Annotated in this window: 15 protein-coding genes; 9 read left to right on the top strand and 6 right to left on the bottom strand. The window is 62.0% G+C overall.

Annotated elements, in window-relative coordinates; all coding sequences use genetic code 11:
• Positions 1–8 precede the first annotated feature (8 nt).
• The gene (locus RHP72_RS24415; RefSeq protein WP_058226567.1) at positions 9–830 is read left to right on the top strand and encodes a MaoC/PaaZ C-terminal domain-containing protein; all 822 of its coding nucleotides are present in this window, start codon (positions 9–11) and stop codon (positions 828–830) included.
• Positions 831–940: 110 nt separating this feature from the next.
• On the opposite strand, the gene RHP72_RS24410 is transcribed toward RHP72_RS24415, so the two are convergent.
• Complete coding sequence (locus RHP72_RS24410) at positions 941–1,717, bottom strand: SDR family oxidoreductase (RefSeq protein WP_003940546.1); 777 nt, start codon at positions 1,715–1,717, stop codon at positions 941–943.
• A 199-nt stretch (positions 1,718–1,916) separates the two neighbouring features.
• On the opposite strand from RHP72_RS24410, the gene RHP72_RS24405 reads away from it, so the two are divergent.
• Positions 1,917–2,678, top strand: coding sequence for an SDR family NAD(P)-dependent oxidoreductase (locus RHP72_RS24405; protein WP_081558427.1), 762 nt, complete (start codon positions 1,917–1,919; stop codon positions 2,676–2,678).
• 15 nt (positions 2,679–2,693) lie between these two features.
• Here RHP72_RS24405 and RHP72_RS24400 read toward each other — a convergent pair whose 3' ends face one another.
• Positions 2,694–3,470 carry an SDR family NAD(P)-dependent oxidoreductase gene (locus RHP72_RS24400; protein WP_007732641.1) on the bottom strand — a complete coding sequence of 259 codons (777 nt, stop codon included), beginning with the start codon at positions 3,468–3,470 and terminating at the stop codon, positions 2,694–2,696.
• Complete coding sequence (locus RHP72_RS24395; RefSeq protein ID WP_007732640.1) at positions 3,467–4,105, bottom strand: hypothetical protein; 639 nt, start codon at positions 4,103–4,105, stop codon at positions 3,467–3,469. The genes RHP72_RS24400 and RHP72_RS24395 overlap by 4 nt, the downstream gene beginning before the upstream one ends.
• Positions 4,106–4,293: 188 nt before the next feature.
• Here RHP72_RS24395 and RHP72_RS24390 point away from each other — a divergent pair, with 188 nt between their 5' ends.
• From RHP72_RS24390 to RHP72_RS24370, 5 genes are all read left to right on the top strand, one after another.
• The gene (locus RHP72_RS24390; protein WP_311093930.1) at positions 4,294–5,193 is read left to right on the top strand and encodes a LysR family transcriptional regulator; all 900 of its coding nucleotides are present in this window, start codon (positions 4,294–4,296) and stop codon (positions 5,191–5,193) included.
• Positions 5,194–5,277: 84 nt separating this feature from the next.
• Entirely contained in the window at positions 5,278–6,309 is a 1,032-nt protein-coding gene (locus RHP72_RS24385) for a hypothetical protein (protein ID WP_311093929.1), read from the top strand.
• Positions 6,310–6,314: 5 nt separating this feature from the next.
• Positions 6,315–7,301, top strand: coding sequence for a hypothetical protein (locus RHP72_RS24380; RefSeq protein ID WP_030537005.1), 987 nt, complete (start codon positions 6,315–6,317; stop codon positions 7,299–7,301).
• Positions 7,302–7,310: 9 nt separating this feature from the next.
• The gene (locus RHP72_RS24375; protein WP_397517597.1) at positions 7,311–8,600 is read left to right on the top strand and encodes an adenylosuccinate synthetase; all 1,290 of its coding nucleotides are present in this window, start codon (positions 7,311–7,313) and stop codon (positions 8,598–8,600) included.
• Positions 8,597–9,247, top strand: a complete 651-nt coding sequence (locus tag RHP72_RS24370; RefSeq protein ID WP_020909123.1) for an NUDIX domain-containing protein — start codon at positions 8,597–8,599, stop codon at positions 9,245–9,247. The genes RHP72_RS24375 and RHP72_RS24370 overlap by 4 nt, the downstream gene beginning before the upstream one ends.
• 6 nt (positions 9,248–9,253) lie before the next feature.
• On the opposite strand, the gene hppD is transcribed toward RHP72_RS24370, so the two are convergent.
• Positions 9,254–10,459, bottom strand: a complete 1,206-nt coding sequence (gene hppD, locus RHP72_RS24365) for a 4-hydroxyphenylpyruvate dioxygenase (RefSeq protein WP_064074306.1) — start codon at positions 10,457–10,459, stop codon at positions 9,254–9,256.
• A 195-nt stretch (positions 10,460–10,654) separates the two neighbouring features.
• Here hppD and RHP72_RS24360 point away from each other — a divergent pair, with 195 nt between their 5' ends.
• On the top strand, positions 10,655–11,167 hold the full coding sequence (locus RHP72_RS24360) for an Lrp/AsnC family transcriptional regulator (RefSeq protein ID WP_054831433.1): 513 nt from the start codon (positions 10,655–10,657) through the stop codon (positions 11,165–11,167).
• Here RHP72_RS24360 and RHP72_RS24355 read toward each other — a convergent pair.
• On the bottom strand, positions 11,155–12,699 hold the full coding sequence (locus tag RHP72_RS24355) for an MFS transporter (RefSeq protein ID WP_311093928.1): 1,545 nt from the start codon (positions 12,697–12,699) through the stop codon (positions 11,155–11,157). The two genes, RHP72_RS24360 and RHP72_RS24355, sit on opposite strands and share 13 nt — an antisense overlap.
• 56 nt (positions 12,700–12,755) lie before the next feature.
• Between RHP72_RS24355 and RHP72_RS24350 the strand changes: the two genes are divergently transcribed.
• Entirely contained in the window at positions 12,756–13,406 is a 651-nt protein-coding gene (locus RHP72_RS24350; RefSeq protein WP_042448361.1) for a TetR/AcrR family transcriptional regulator, read from the top strand.
• 3 nt (positions 13,407–13,409) lie between these two features.
• On the opposite strand, the gene RHP72_RS24345 is transcribed toward RHP72_RS24350, so the two are convergent.
• Positions 13,410–14,510 (bottom strand): adenylate/guanylate cyclase domain-containing protein, encoded by a 1,101-nt coding sequence (locus RHP72_RS24345; RefSeq protein ID WP_007732623.1) that lies wholly within the window; start codon positions 14,508–14,510, stop codon positions 13,410–13,412.
• Between the last annotated feature and the right edge of the window lie 159 nt (positions 14,511–14,669).

The raw sequence follows: 14,669 nt of genomic DNA, 5'->3' as shown, positions 1-14,669 counted from the left end.
AAAAGACAGTGACAACTTCGGAAGCTGCGAAGACCGCCGGCGATTGGCGTGGAGCCGATCTCGGGACCCGCACCGTGTCGTACACCGAGCGCGACGCGATCCTGTACGCACTTGCCGTGGGCGCCAAGGCGACCGAGCTGGACCTCGTCTTCGAGGATCAGCTTCGGGTACTGCCGACCTTTGCTCTGACGCTGGCGCAGTGGGCTCCCGACGCTCTGGGTTCGGCGGGCGCCTTCGACACCTCGACGGCACTGCACGGCTCGCAAGAGCTGAAAGTGCTTGCTCCGCTTCCGCGTAGCGGTGACGTGACCTTGAAGGCTTCGGTCGGCGAGGTGTGGGACAAGGGCGCAGCGGCCGTGTTCGAAGTGAAGGTGGAGTGCGAATACTTCGTCGCGACCTGGTCACTTTTTGCCCCCGGTGCCGGTGGATTCGGCGGAGAACGTGGACCCTCACGTCCGGCGGAGCCGACCGGCGAGCCTTTGTTGACCGGTGTGTTGACCACAGCGGAGAACCAGACGGCGATGTACCGGCTCCTGGGCGACAAGCACCACATCCACATCGATCCCGAGGCTGCGGCGCGGATCAACCAGCCGCGTCCGATCATGCACGGCCTGTGCACGTTGGCCGCGAGCACGCTCGAGCTTGCCCGGGTCGCCGGAGTGCATCCGGCGGACCTTGTGAGCCTCGAGGGTCGATTCGCTGCGGCAATCCATCCGGGTGAAGCGCCGTCCATCGTTGCGTGGGGAACTCCCGACGACCTGGCCTTCCAGGTCACCAAGGGTGATCAGGTAGCGATTTCCGGTGCACGAGTGAGCTTCTCCGCTCGCTAGTCCCTCCAGACTCAACTGCGGGGTGCTTGACCCCTCGTCGCGCCCCGCAGTTGTTCACACGAAGAAGCAGCCCCCGAGCGAATCCGCTCAGGGGCTGCTTCGTATTTGTTTCAATCCTGGTGGGTCGCCATGTAGCGAGCCGGGTACTCACCGCCGCCGTGAACGGCGATGTCGGCGCCGTTCACGTACGAGGAGAGCGGGCTCGCCAGGAACAGGCAGGAGTTGGCGATATCGGCCGGCACGGCCATGCGCTCCATCGGAATGGTCCTGGTGACCGCAGCGCCGCCGTCGGCGCCGTAGACCTCGGCGGCAGCCTCGGTACGGATCAGGCCGGTGGTGATGTGGTTGATCCGGACCTTCGGCGCCCATTCGAGGGCCAATGCCTTGGTCAGAACGAGGAGGCCTGCCTTGGCTGCGCTGTACGCCGCGGTTCCGGGCTGCGGGTCGATCGCCGAGACACTGCCGATGTTGATGATGGCGCCGCCGTCGTCCTGAGTCTGCATCACTGCATTTGCGGCCTGGGCAACGTTGAAGGGTGCCAACAGGTTCAGGGCCACGATCTTCTCGACGAAGCGGGGTGACACCGTCGCAGCGTCGGCGTCGGGGGAGCCGCCGGCGTTGTTGACCAGGACGTCCAGACGGCCGAAGCGCTCGACGGCATCCTGGACGAGGGCTGCGGCGTCGGCGGGATCGCGGACGTCCGTGGCGCGAAAGGCTGCGCTACGACCGTCGGCGGTGGGTAGGTTTTCGGGCTCGTTACGGCCACAGACCAGCACGTTCGCACCCGCGGCGAGAAAGGTTTCGGCGATGACGTAGCCGATGCCTTTGGTGCCGCCGGTGACGATCACCGAGCGTCCGCTGAAATCGACGGGGTTGGGCAGTGTCACGGTGGAGCCTTCCTGGTGCGGTGCCGAGCTGAATTGCCGCCCAATGTGATTGACGCGACGTGGTCGCACACCTTAGGGTCAAGCAAGTGCTTGGTTGTTTTGTAGGTCGAGTGTAGACGACAAACAGCGGCAGTCACCAGAATCGACCGGTCCCTCCCGCAAAAGGGACCTCTGCGTCGACGGACATTGGAGTAGTCACATGGGCAAGCTCGAAGGCAAAGTCGCACTCATCACCGGTGCGGGTCAGGGAATCGGGCAGGGGATTGCCCTGGCCTTGGCCAAAGAGGGCGCCGTGATCGCCGTTGCCGGCCGCACCGAATCCAAGTTGCACACCACGTGCGGACTACTGGCTGACATCGGTGCGCGCGGTGAGGCGGTGGTCTGCGACGTCAGCAAGAAGGACGACATCACCGACGCCGTGGACCGTACCGTCGAACTGTTCGGCGGAATCGACATCCTGGTCAACAACGCCAACGACTGCAAGCCCGGCCCGCTCTTGAGCGTGCTCGACGAAGACTTCGAGCGTTCCTTCGCGACGGGGCCGCTCGCCACCCTGCGCATGATGCAGGCGTCGTACCCCCACATGAACAGTCGTGGCGGTGGCGTCATCATCAACATGGTCACCTCGGCGGCGGTGCGCTGGGATGCCAGTAACTACGGCGCTTACGGTTCCATCAAAGAAGGCATGCGCTCGTTGACCCGCGCTGCCGCCTGCGAATGGGGCAAGGACAACATTCGCGTTCTCAATGTTGCCCCGCACGCCAAGACTCCCGCGTTGCAGTGGTGGATGGAAAAGAATCCCGAAGAGGCAGCGGCATTTGTCGCAGGTATTCCGCTGGGACGCGTCGGAGACCCCGAGACCGACATCGGTCGTGCCGTCGTCTTCCTCGTCAGCGAAGACGCCGGGTACCTCACGGGTGCCACGATCCCGCTCGACGGCGGCCAGTCGCGCTGGGGCTGACCGCCATCGACCCGATCAGGTCATCACGGCGCCGCCGTCGACGGCAATCGTCTGGCCGGTGACGTTGCGAGCCTTGTCACTGAGCAAGAAGGCGACCATCTCGGCGATGTCTCCGGGCGTCTGAGCTCGACCCATCGGAACCATCTGTGCGACAAAAGAATCGAAGACGTCAGCATCGGAAACATCTGTGAGCGAGGGATCGCGTCGACGCAGTTCCTTGATGGTTCGAAGCCACATGTCGGTGAGGATCAGGCCGGGCATGACCGTATTCGAGCGAAGTCCTCGAGTCGCACCGATTCGGGCGACGCTGTGACTCATCTCGATCACGGCGGCCTTCGACGGTCCGTAGTGCGCGAGCATGTCACCGCCCAAGCGGGCACCGATCGACGCGATGTTGACGATCGCTGCCGGACCCTCGGTTCTGCTCACGAATTCGCGGCACATCAGGAAGCTGCCCTTGGTGTTCACCGCAAAGGTGTTGTCCCACTGGTCTTCGGTGATCTCGAGGAACGGAGTGAAGACGCCGATTCCGGCGCCGTTGACGAGTGCAGTCGGGCTTCCGGCCGATGCAGCCACGTCGAAGGCGTTCTTGACGTCACCTTCACGTCGAACATCGCATCGTGCCGTGTGGACTGCTACGCCAAGGCTTTCCAGGCGTGCTGCGGTGTCGGCGAGTGCGGCCTCTTCGATGTCGAGGAGAAGCAGGGTGCCGAAGTCCTCCGCAAGGCGCTCGGCAATAGCGGCGCCCAACCCGGCAGCTGCGCCGGTGACAATGGCTACGGGCGCGCTCACGGCAGGTGCGTTTCGAGCAGTGGGGCAAGCAGTTCGGCTGCGCGCGCCGCAGTGATGACCTCGCTCGGGTCCACCTTGGTCACGACTTTCGAAGCAGAATCTTCGTAGACATGCTCACCGATGAGTCGCCCCTGCTCGTCGTACGGCCAGACAAATGCCAAGGTCCGACGCACGAGATACCAACCGTCGGGGTCGATGTCCGACGACTGTTCGGGGGCTGCGGGGGTGGATCCACCCGATTCGTGCACCGCGCCGAACACCCCGTCTCCCAGAATCGATCCTGGGACGAATTGACTGAAGAGAGTCTCACCCGAGAATCCGCTGTCGGAGACCGCGAAGTCGGACTGTCCGGTCCACATGACAAGGGTGTCCGTCTCGGCGAGTGACTGGTAGAAGTTGGTGACGGCGTCCATGCCGTCGAGGACAATCGACTGCCCGTCTTCGAACAACCGGTAGACGGGTTCTTCGACGGTCATGTCGGGCGAGAGGATTTCCTTGTAACGACCGGAGACCTCGAGCAATGCGTGGCGCCGGTAGTTTCGGAGGATCTTCTGGTGCCGCGGATTGTCGATGGTTTCCAATTGCTTTTCGACGCCATCCATCATGTGGACGAATTCGTGCTCGTACTTGCTCATCACATCTCCTGGTTTCGCGGATTCGGCGGGCTGTCCGGATCTGCGACAACTGTGACCTGACGTGGCATTCGCTGTACATGTAGAACTTCGTTCGACAATTGCCGGTTTGCTTAACTCCGCTGTTCAGATACCGTGATGGTCATCACTTTGCTGGCGAACGGCGGCCTAAGACAACCGAATGGACGGTAATGAAAAAGGCGAGAAGAGGTGAAGATCTGAATCTGCGGTTGGTGTCCTCGTTGCTCGTCGTCGTGGCGGAAGGGCACTTCGGACGAGCGGCAGACCGGTTGTTCGTCACGGCGCCTGCTCTCAGTCAGCAGATTCGTCGACTCGAGGAGCAGGTGGGAGTCGAGTTGATCGATCGCAGTTCGCACCCGGTGGTGCTCACCGCCGCGGGTGAGGTGTTCGTCGCGGATGCACGGCCCGCTCTCGAGTTCGCCGTCCGCGCGATGAACGGGCTCGACGCACTCGAGCGTCGGCGGGCCAGGCGGTTGCGGATCGGATTCATCAACGGGGCGGCCGGAAGTTTGGGACGTGCGGTGATCGATTCGTTGCATGCGGAGGTGGAGCTGGTCCAATTGGACTGGTCCCAACAGGTTTCCGCGGTGGCGAGCGCGACCGTCGATGCCGCCTTCGTGCGCCCTCCACTGCCGGTGCTCGACGGTGTGGTGCTCGAACGGATCGGCGTCGAACCGCAGGTGGTGGCCCTGCCTCGAGGACACCGACTGGCGGGCCGTACGAGCATCGAGATTTCTGAAATAGATGGGACTGTGCAGGTTTCGAGTGACGGTGCGCCACCCGAATGGGTGAAATGGTGGTCGGTGGACCCGCGCCCCAGTGGTGTACCCGTCCGGTACGGTCCCTCTGTCCGCACGATGGACGAAGCGCTCGAGGTTGTCGCCAACGGTCGGGCGGTGGTGATAACGGCAGCAACCATTGCCGAGTACTACACCCGCTCGGATATCAGTTTCGTGCGCATTTCCGATATCGAGCAGTGTTCGATCGATCTGTGTACCCGTGAGGGCGACAGCAGTCCGGCAGTGATCGAGCTACGCAAAGCTGTTTCAGCCCTCGGTGCCGACAGGTGATTGCTGTGTCCTGATGTGATGCGCATGTACTCGGATGAAATACGCATTCTTGCCGTTTTCGTTTTAGTCGCTTAGACTAAAACCATGAAAACGACGCACACTGCACTCGAAACGGTCGAGACGGCAAAGGTTTCGGCTGATGTGTTCGGGGGAGTCCCCAGTGATCTCGACTCCCGCCGCGCTGCAAAGCGTCGTTTTCATCGGCTCGCCTCAGCCATTCATCCGGACCGGGCGAAGCCCGAAGATCGGGTGCGATACTCGGCCGCAACATCTCGATTGAACGAGCTTTACCGCAGTTGGACAGTGGAGTTCGAGCCGGCAGATTCTCGACCCGTTTATGTCGGCGAGCGGGGCGAGTACATGTTGGGTGGACTGGTAGAGCGCGGCTCGGTCGCTAATCTGTACCGGTCCGATGCCGGTGTCGTACTCAAGATTCCGCGAAACCCTCGGGCGAACTCGATGATCGAGGCCGAACGGAATGTGCTGACGGACATCGAGAATTCGTGCGAAGCCGGTTGGGCAGTCTCGTACTTCCCGCGATTGATCGATCGAATCACCCATGTGGGCAGCGGCACGAGACGTCAGATCGATGTGCTGGACGATCTGACCGAAGGTTTTGTGAGTCTCGCCGACGTCCGTGAGGCGTATCCGGGTGGCCTCGATCCACGGGACTGGGCGTGGATGCACCGACGGCTACTTCGGGCTCTGGCAGCAGCACATGCGACTGGTTGGGTGCACACCGCGATTACCGCGGAGAACGTGCTGATCGAGCCTGATCGGCACGGGGTGGTGCTGGTCGGCTGGTCCTTTGGCACCCGTACGGGCAGCCGCCCGGTGGCGACGATCGGTTCCGATCGTGATTCGTACCCACCGGAACTCGGCGAAGGAGCGTCTCCGGGCTGGGACGTCTACATGGCTCATCATTTGATGCTCCGAATGCTGGGCGAGCAGACCCACGAACGGATGAAGGTGTTTGCCGACGGCTGCATGCAGGACAACCCGAGATTGCGTCCCGACGCGGTCGACCTACTGGGTGAGTTCGACGAACTCCTCGATCTTCTCTATGGCCAGCGGACATTTCGTCCGTTCGCCGTTCCATCCACGAAAGGACAGTGATTGTCATGGGCTACGGATACTGGGACGACAACACCTATTTGGCGGGCAAGACTTTTCGTGCCGCACGCGGTGTCGACGATTTCGGTTACACCGATTCGCTTCGGTCGCGTCCGCGAAGCAGTTGGAAAGCGGACCCGACCCTCGACCCCTTCGGCGTCGACAAGCGTGAATGCCGAGACTCGGCCGGGCACCCCGATTCTCTCCCGATAGCAGTGCTTTTCGATGTCACCGGCTCGATGGGCGCTGTTCCGCGAATCATGCAGGACAAGCTCGGAAAGCTGCACGGGCTGCTGCAACGCAAGGGATACGCGGATGATCCGCAGATTCTGTTCGGTGGTATCGGCGACGCCGATTCCGATCAGGTGCCACTACAAGTCGGTCAGTTCGAGTCGGGTAACGCGATGGACGAGCAGCTTCGGACGATCTTCCTCGAGGGCAACGGTGGCGGACAGAAGTCGGAAAGCTATGAATTGGCAGCATATTTCATGGCGCGCCACACCAGTACGGATGCCTGGGAGAAGCGCGGAAGGAAAGGCTACCTCTTCATCATCGGCGACGAGCTGAACAAGCCGCGGCTCTCGGCTCGTCACATCCGTTCGGTGATCGGGGACAAGGTACGTCAGGACGTATCGGTCTCGTCGATCTACCGTGAACTCGAAGAAAGATGGAATGTCTACTTCGTTCTGCCAGATCAGTCGTCGTACTTCAACGATCCGGAAATCGCGGATCACTGGAAGAAGTTGCTCGGTGAACGCTTCGTCAAACTCGACGACCCCGCTGCGGTGTGCGAACTGATCGCGCTGACGGTCGGAATCGGCGAGGACCGCATCGACCTGCGTGACGGACTGGCGGATCTCCGCGACATCGGTTCAAGAGCTGAAGCCGAGACCGTCGGCAAGGCTCTCGCTCTAATTCCAGGGCGCAGCACCGCGACGGTGGCCGGGTTGCCCCACGATCTCGGAACCGATACGGACGATGTCGATTTCGCATAGAAGGAGAGCATGATGGAGCCGTTCGAAGACCGCGATATCGTCGTCGTAGACCTCGGGTTCGGAGATGCGGGGAAGGGAGCAACCGTCGATTGGCTTTGCTCCGACCAAGCCGATTTGGGTGTGGCCGCAGTGGTCCGCTTCAACGGTGGGGCACAGGCAGCGCACAACGTGACGGTCGGCGAGCGCCACCACACGTTTTCGCAGTTCGGTTCGGGAACGCTGTCCGGCGTCCCGACGTTTCTCTCGAGATTCGTGTTGGTCGAGCCCATCGCGCTCGCCCGGGAGGCGCGTGCTCTGGAAGCGCTCGGAGTTCGAAATCCGTTCGATTTGATACGGATCGACGCGCGCGCATTGTTGACGACGCCGATTCACGTGGCCGCCAACAGGGCCCGTGAGGATGCTCGCGGCGGTAACCGACACGGCTCGTGTGGCAAGGGGATCGGTGAGACCGCGGCGTACGCGCTCGAAGTTGCGAATGCGCCTACGGTGGGAGACTGCCGGCGACCTGACTCCTTGCGTCGTAAGTTGTCGGCGTTGGTCACATTCTACGGACCGTTGATCGCGGAGAGTCGCCACGGTTTTCCGCCGATCGACGACATGGTCGACATGTACGCGGAATTCGGTGCCGTCGTGGACATCGCCGACCCGGATGCGCTGGGCGCGTTGGGTGCCGGTGGTCGTCTGGTATTCGAGGGGGCACAAGGTGTCCTTCTCGACGAGTGGCGGGGGTTTCACCCACACACCACGTGGTCGACGGTCGAGCCGTCCAACGCGCGAGCAATGATCGACGAGTTGGGCCGGGACAGTTACGTACTCGGCGTCACCCGCACCTACATGACACGACACGGAGCTGGGCCCTTCCCGACGGAGGATCCGGAGTTGGCGAAGGTGTTGCCCGAGCTGCACAACGGGACGGGTGAGTATCAAGGCGGATTCCGGACGGGCCACTTCGACGAGTTGTTGTTGCACTACGCAATCGAGGTGAGCGGTGGCGTCGACGGTTTGGCGCTTACTCATCTCGATGCGATGGATCGCGCGCGGGCTGCAGGCATCCCGATCCACGGGGTGCACGCGTACGAAGGATTGCCGTTCGTTCCCGTCGGAGAGTGGAAGGATCTCGATCACCAGCAGGCGCTGACAGATTCCCTGAAAGCCGTAGGGGTCGTGCCGAAGGAACTTCCGGCCGACCCGGAGGATTTCGCCCGGTATCTGAGCGAGGAAATGGGTGCGCCGGTAGTGCTGACCGCGAACGGTGCCGACCGGGTCGATCGTCAGATGCGATGCCCAGTGCCTGCATGATGGACGGTGTGGACCAGTCACTTGTCTCGATCGATGTCATCGCGCTCCGGTTCGGCAATCCGGAACCCGGGATGTTGCGATTTGCCGTCACTCCGCGGCAAGCGGAGCCGTACACCGGGCAGTTGGCGCTGCCCGGTGTACTGCTCGGCGCCGGTGAGCGGTTGCAGGACGCCGCCAGGCGAGCCGTGACCACCAAGCTCGGAATTCCCGACGAGAAGATCCTCGTCAGCGGTCAATTGACCGTGTTCGACGAACCCAATCGCGACCCCCGCGGTCCGACGCTCTCGGTGACCATGTGGGCAGTGATCTCGTCGGACGAGGTGCCGGGTTCGGCCGAATGGGTGAGCTGGGACAACCCGGGGGACCTTGCGTTCGACCACAATCGGATAGTCGCCGATACCCGCCCGATCCTTGCTGACACCCTGTTGTGGCGAGATCAGGCATTCACGCGGGCACTACTGGGTCCGTCGTTTCCGGCGTCGTACGCGCTGGCCGTGGCGGAGGAGCTTTCCGGTGTGCGTCCGGACCCGGGCAATTTGAACCGGACGCTCAAAGCGTTGCCAGGGTTGGAACGTACGGACGAACGAGTCCGGGTCAGTGCCACCGGGCGACCCGCGGTGGTCTGGGCGTGGACCGAAAACAGCTGACCTACCTCAGAAGTTGCCCCGCGCGGCCTGCTCACGCTCGATCGCTTCGAACAGGGCTTTGAAGTTTCCCAGTCCGAATCCCAGTGAGCCGTGGCGTTCGATGATTTCGAAGAACACGGTGGGACGATCTCCGATCGGCTTGGTGAAGATCTGAAGAAGATAGCCGTCCTCGTCGCGGTCGACGAGGATGCCTCGCTTCTGCAATTCCTCGATCGGAACTCGAACCTCTCCGATACGCGCGCGCAATTCGGGATCCTCGTAATACGAAGCCGGAGTAGAGAGAAACTCGATTCCTTCGTCGACCAGAGCATCGACTGCTCCGAGGATGTCGTTGGTCGCAAGCGCGAGATGCTGAGCGCCGGGACCTTGATAGAACTCGAGGTACTCGTCGATCTGTGACCGCTTCTTCGCGATGGCAGGTTCGTTGAGTGGGAACTTGACTCGGTGATTGCCGCTCGAGACGACCTTGCTCATCAGCGCGGAGTAGTCGGTGGCTATGTCGCCGCCCACGAACTCGGCCATGTTGGTGAATCCCATGACCCGGTTGTAGAAGTCGACCCACTGGTCCATCTTGCCGAGTTCGACATTGCCGACGACGTGGTCGAGGGCCTGGAAGATTCGCTTGGGCGCGCCGTCACGCTTGCGGTACGACGACGTCCGTTCGACGTATCCGGGAAGGTAAGGGCCGGTGTAGCGGGAACGGTCGACGAGGGTGTGCCGAGTCTCGCCGTACGTCGCGATGCTGGCCAGGCGAACGGTGCCGTGCTCGTCGGTGACGTCGTGCGGTTCGCTCAACACTGTCGCGCCTTGGGTGATGGCGTGTGCGATGCACTTGTCCACGTCGGGGACGCTGAGCGCGATGTCGCGGATACCGTCGCCATGACGGCTGTGATGCGCGATCAACTCGCTTGTCGGATCCACAGCACCTTTGACGACAAAGCGCACGGCACCGCTCTTGAGTACAAACGCGTGGTGGTCGCGGTTTCCCGTCGACGGGCCTGAATAGGCCACCAATTCCATGCCGAATGCGGACTGGAAGAAATGTGAAGTCTGCGTGGCGTTTCCGACGATCCATTCGAGGCCGTCCCAACCACTCACCGGGAAGGGATCGTGATCGCTGTCGTACTCGACCAGTCCGACCAGCTGGCGTAATTGCTCCAGATCCAGGCCGGCCAACTGTTCGTCGTCGGTGAGAGTCTGTTCGACGGTCATGGTGAGTCCCCTCTGAGTGCGATGTACACAGCGCGGTGCTCGAGTTATGTTCGGCACTGCCAGTACAAACAGATAAGTCCTTCAGAGGTTGGGTAGTCAACGGAGGTAGTTGAAAGTAGACACAGCGCCGGAATGCGAAGATGGTGGCACTGTTTTGTAGGCAATTTGCATAGTTGAACGACGAGTGGAGCAGACGTGAATCTCGACGCAGTGGATCTGGCTCTGTTGGACGCGATGAACAAGCACCCGAGAGCCGGTGCGTTGGAGCTTTCGCGTCAGGTCAAGGTTGCGCGGGCGACAGTGCAGGCGAGATTGAAAAGGATGGAAGATGCGGGCGTCATCGCCGGATACGCGCCGCACGTCAATTTGGCTGCAGCGGGTTTCGGAGTACAAGCATTCGTGACTTTGCAGATCGCCCAGGGGGCGCTCGACACCGTCACCGCGGAACTCGAGGCAATCCCCGGTGTGCTCGAAGCCTTTGCCACCACCGGCTCCGGCGACGTGCTGTGCCGGATTGCCGCTGCGTCGCACGAGGATTTGCAAGCGACGCTGCTCGAACTGAATCGGTCGGGGATAGCCACCCGGTCGACCAGCGTCATGGTTCTCTCGGTTGTGGTGCCGCTCCGGTCGATGCCCCTACTGCAGACTCTGCAGTCGAAGCAGACGACAAAAGCTCCCGCGTATAGACACGACGATCAGTCTCGCTGACGACCCGGAGCCCAGAATCCCAGAACGATCGCGGATACCCACATGATCGCGGCGAGCATGAGTGCTCCTTGATCCATGCCTTTGATGAAGGCTTCACGGGCGAATTCGGCCAACTGGGCACCCTGCGGCCCGGCTGCTTCGGCGACGTGGAGAGCTGCGGCCAGAGAACCGGATACCGGCTCCTTGGCCGGTACGGGTAGCAAGTCGACCGCGGGCTGGACGTGATTTCCGTAGCCGGCGGCGAGGATACTTCCCGCCAGTGCAACGCCGATGGCGGAGCCGATCTCACGGGTTGCGTCGTTGACTGCTGAGGCAACCCCCTGTTTGGAGTCCGGTGCGTTGGAGACGATGGCAGCAGTGGCGGGGGTTGTCGACAAACCCAATCCAATAGCGGCCACTACCAAGGGAACACAGACTTCGGCATAGGTCGAACTGGCATCCAAGCGCGTCAGGAGTGCAATTCCGGTTCCGAGGAAGGCGACTCCGGTTGCGGTGAGGGCGCGTAGACCGATACGCGGAATCAGCAGGGGCGCAACCACGGACAGGGCCATTACCGGCACGGCGATCGGCATGAGGGCTAGCGCAGATTGCAGAGGGGAGTAGTCGAGCACCAGTTGCAGATACTGCACGATCAGAAAGAACAGGCCGAAGGTCGCCAGAAATTGCAGGGTCAGCGACGCCGCGCCGCTGCCGAATGCACGATTGGCAAACAGTCTGACGTCCAGAAGTGGGTGGCGAGTGCGTAATTCGACCCAGCTGAAGATTGCTGTCATGGCGATTCCGCCGATCAGCAATGCGAGAACCACCGGATCGAGCCAGCCACGGGCGGGCGCCTCGATCATCCCGAGGACGAACAGGCCAATCGAGCCGGCGATCAGCGCTGTACCAGGTAGATCGAGTGGAGTTGCCTCCGTGTCCTTCGACGTCACGATCGTGAACGACACCACGAGGATGAGAACTGAGACGACGGCCAGGCTGACGAAAATCGAATGCCAGGACCATTTTTCGAGGAGTAGCCCGGAGACGACGAGTCCGGCGATTGCACCGGACCCTGCGACGCCGGACCAGACTCCGACGGCGCGGGCACGCTGCGCCGGCGGGAAACCTGCAGTGAGTAGAGACAGCGTCGCTGGCATGACAAACGCGGCGCCGACGCCGGAGATCACGCGGGAGACGATGATCCACGACGGTTCGTCCGCGAAGACCGGAATCGACGAGCCGGCAGCAAAAACGAGTAGTCCGAACATGAGCAGTTCTCGTCGACCGTATCGATCGCCGAGTGCGCCCGCCGGCAACAAGAGACAAGCCAGCGTGAGCGTATACCCGTCCACGATCCACGTGAGCTGGCTCTGTGTTGCACCGGTATCGCGGGCCAAGTCGGGAAGGGCCGTGTTGAGCGCGGCCATCGCTGCGACGACCAGCGCGACGGCGCAGCACGCGACCGTCAGCATCCAGATCTGTCGGATGGTCCACGTGGACTGTTCGAGCGTCGTATCGCTACTCACGAAACCTCCCGATAGAAACAAGACCATCAGTATCGTTACAAGAACAGCAGTTCCACAACCCCCAAGTGGGTATAACTGAAGTTGTGACGGTGGGAATCGACAAGCAGGGAATCGAACAGCAGGGAAACGACGAGGACCCGCGCAAACAGCGTTCCAGGTCCAGGTTGCTCGACGCAGCGACCACGCTGCTGGCAGAAGGCGGCGTCGACGCCGTGACGATCGATGCCGTCACCAAGTTGGCCAACGTCGCGCGTGCGACGCTGTATCGCCATTTCGACAGCGGCACGGAGTTACTCGCCGCGGCATTTGCACGTCTACTGCCGCCGGTGCCGGAGATGTCCGGTGAAGGCGATCTCCGCGCGCAGTTGCTCGAGTTGTTGACCAGTCAGGCCAAGGCCATCGAAAGCGCACCGATCCAGGTGACGGCGATGTGCTGGCTCGGCTTGGGGCCGGAACTGAAGGGTTATTCGAGCGTCGATGCCCTGTCCACGGACAAGCCCGAATTGCGATCGCTGCGCCAGACGGTTTTCGAGCAGTACCGACACGCGTTCGATCGGATCCTGCGCTCGCCGGGCGCGATCGACGCGTTGGGGGAGTACGACTACGACGTCGCACTTGCTCAGTTGGTCGGACCTTTGGTGCTCACCAAGCTGGCCACGCTGACGCCTCTCGGGGAGGCTGCGTGTGAGCAGATCGTGGACGACTTTCTGGCTGCACGCGGAGTGTCGAGCTGACGCTCACGGCTCCAGGTTGCGTCGAAGGACGTACTGTTCGAGCCTGTCGATTCCGCGTACTCGTCGCGGACGAAGGTGCCGCAGTTTGAAATTGGCGTCCGAGCCGAGTTGGGTGGCCAACTCGGAGTCGATCAGCACGGTGCCGGGACGAGCAGAGCTGGTGAGACGCGCGGCCTTGTTGACCACCGAACCGTAGAGATCTCCGAAGCGAACCAACGTCGGCCCCATGGCCAGACCCACCCGAAGCTGCGGATCGTCGTGATCGGCGAGGACCGCCTGCTGGATCTGCAAAGCGATCTCGGCGGCGTGGTGGGGACTTTCAGCGGCAAACATGACCTCGTCACCGACGGTCTTGACCACCCAGCCGTAGTTGCGACCGATGATTTCGGTGGACGCGGACTCGAACCGCTCGAGCAGATCGTTGAGTTCGGCGGAGTCGAGGCCGCGGGTCAGCGAGGTGTACCCGACGATGTCGGCGAAACCCACGACCAGAACACGACTCGCTACTTCTTCGCCCGGGTTTCCGACGTTGCGGCCCGTCGACGACGCGACGTGGCGCTTCCACACGTACGTCTGCAGAGATTCGACAGCGGGAATGATCTCGGCGCCGAGGCGCAGAACGATCTTCCGGATCGCTTCGGGCTCGTGATCTGCCGAGTCGGCGAGCTGGTCGATGATGTGTGTGCTGATCAGCGAGACCTGCCACTCAGCCAACCTCGACATCGACTGCCCCAGTGAACGGGCGGCAGCCACCTCACTGCTCTGCGAGATGACTCCTCGATTGACCATGTCGATGATCGTCTTGAGGGCGTTGGCGTCTTGCTGGGTGAACATGACGGCGTCGGGATCCTCGTCGACGGCAAAGCCCATCGCGACCCACAAACGATCGGCACGCTCGCGTGTCACACCGGCGAATTCCGCGATCTGCGATTGCGTGAAGCAGCGCGGTCCGCCGAGGAGGGACTCCTCGATGTCGGCTTGAATCCGGCTGAGCAGATGAGCATCGACGTCGACCGGATCAGCAGTGTGAGGTTCGGCAACGTGAGATTCAGCAGGGGCGGGTTCGGTGACCTCGTCGATCCACTCTGACTCCGAACTGCTCACCGTGCTCCTTATTGCCGCAACGAATTTCTGTCCACCATCTTCCACGCGGTGCCCCGAGAACAGTACTGAATTGGCCGAACCGTCTACGGATCCTCGGGCTCAGGCGGGCGGTAAGAGTCAACACGTCGGTGGCTTGTGCAAGAGTTGCCCCGAGAAAAG

Source organism: Rhodococcus sp. SG20037 (assembly GCF_031763325.1).
GTDB classification, from domain to species: domain Bacteria; phylum Actinomycetota; class Actinomycetes; order Mycobacteriales; family Mycobacteriaceae; genus Rhodococcus_F; species Rhodococcus_F qingshengii.
The sequence above is the reverse complement of the archived record's forward strand: the minus strand, read 5'-3'. Positions and strand labels throughout refer to the sequence as shown.

Bases quoted from the DNA above. Each gene is read 5' to 3' on its own strand.
- RHP72_RS24405 (WP_081558427.1), top strand. From the start codon at position 1,917: ATGGGCAAGCTCGAAGGCAAAGTCGCACTCATCACCGGTGCGGGTCAG.
- RHP72_RS24395 (WP_007732640.1), bottom strand. From the start codon at position 4,105: ATGAGCAAGTACGAGCACGAATTCGTCCACATGATGGATGGCGTCGAA.
- RHP72_RS24390 (WP_311093930.1), top strand. From the start codon at position 4,294: ATGAAAAAGGCGAGAAGAGGTGAAGATCTGAATCTGCGGTTGGTGTCC.
- RHP72_RS24385 (WP_311093929.1), top strand. From the start codon at position 5,278: ATGAAAACGACGCACACTGCACTCGAAACGGTCGAGACGGCAAAGGTT.
- RHP72_RS24380 (WP_030537005.1), top strand. From the start codon at position 6,315: ATGGGCTACGGATACTGGGACGACAACACCTATTTGGCGGGCAAGACT.
- RHP72_RS24375 (WP_397517597.1), top strand. From the start codon at position 7,311: ATGATGGAGCCGTTCGAAGACCGCGATATCGTCGTCGTAGACCTCGGG.
- RHP72_RS24370 (WP_020909123.1), top strand. From the start codon at position 8,597: ATGATGGACGGTGTGGACCAGTCACTTGTCTCGATCGATGTCATCGCG.
- hppD (WP_064074306.1), bottom strand. From the start codon at position 10,459: ATGACCGTCGAACAGACTCTCACCGACGACGAACAGTTGGCCGGCCTG.
- RHP72_RS24355 (WP_311093928.1), bottom strand. From the start codon at position 12,699: ATGGTCTTGTTTCTATCGGGAGGTTTCGTGAGTAGCGATACGACGCTC.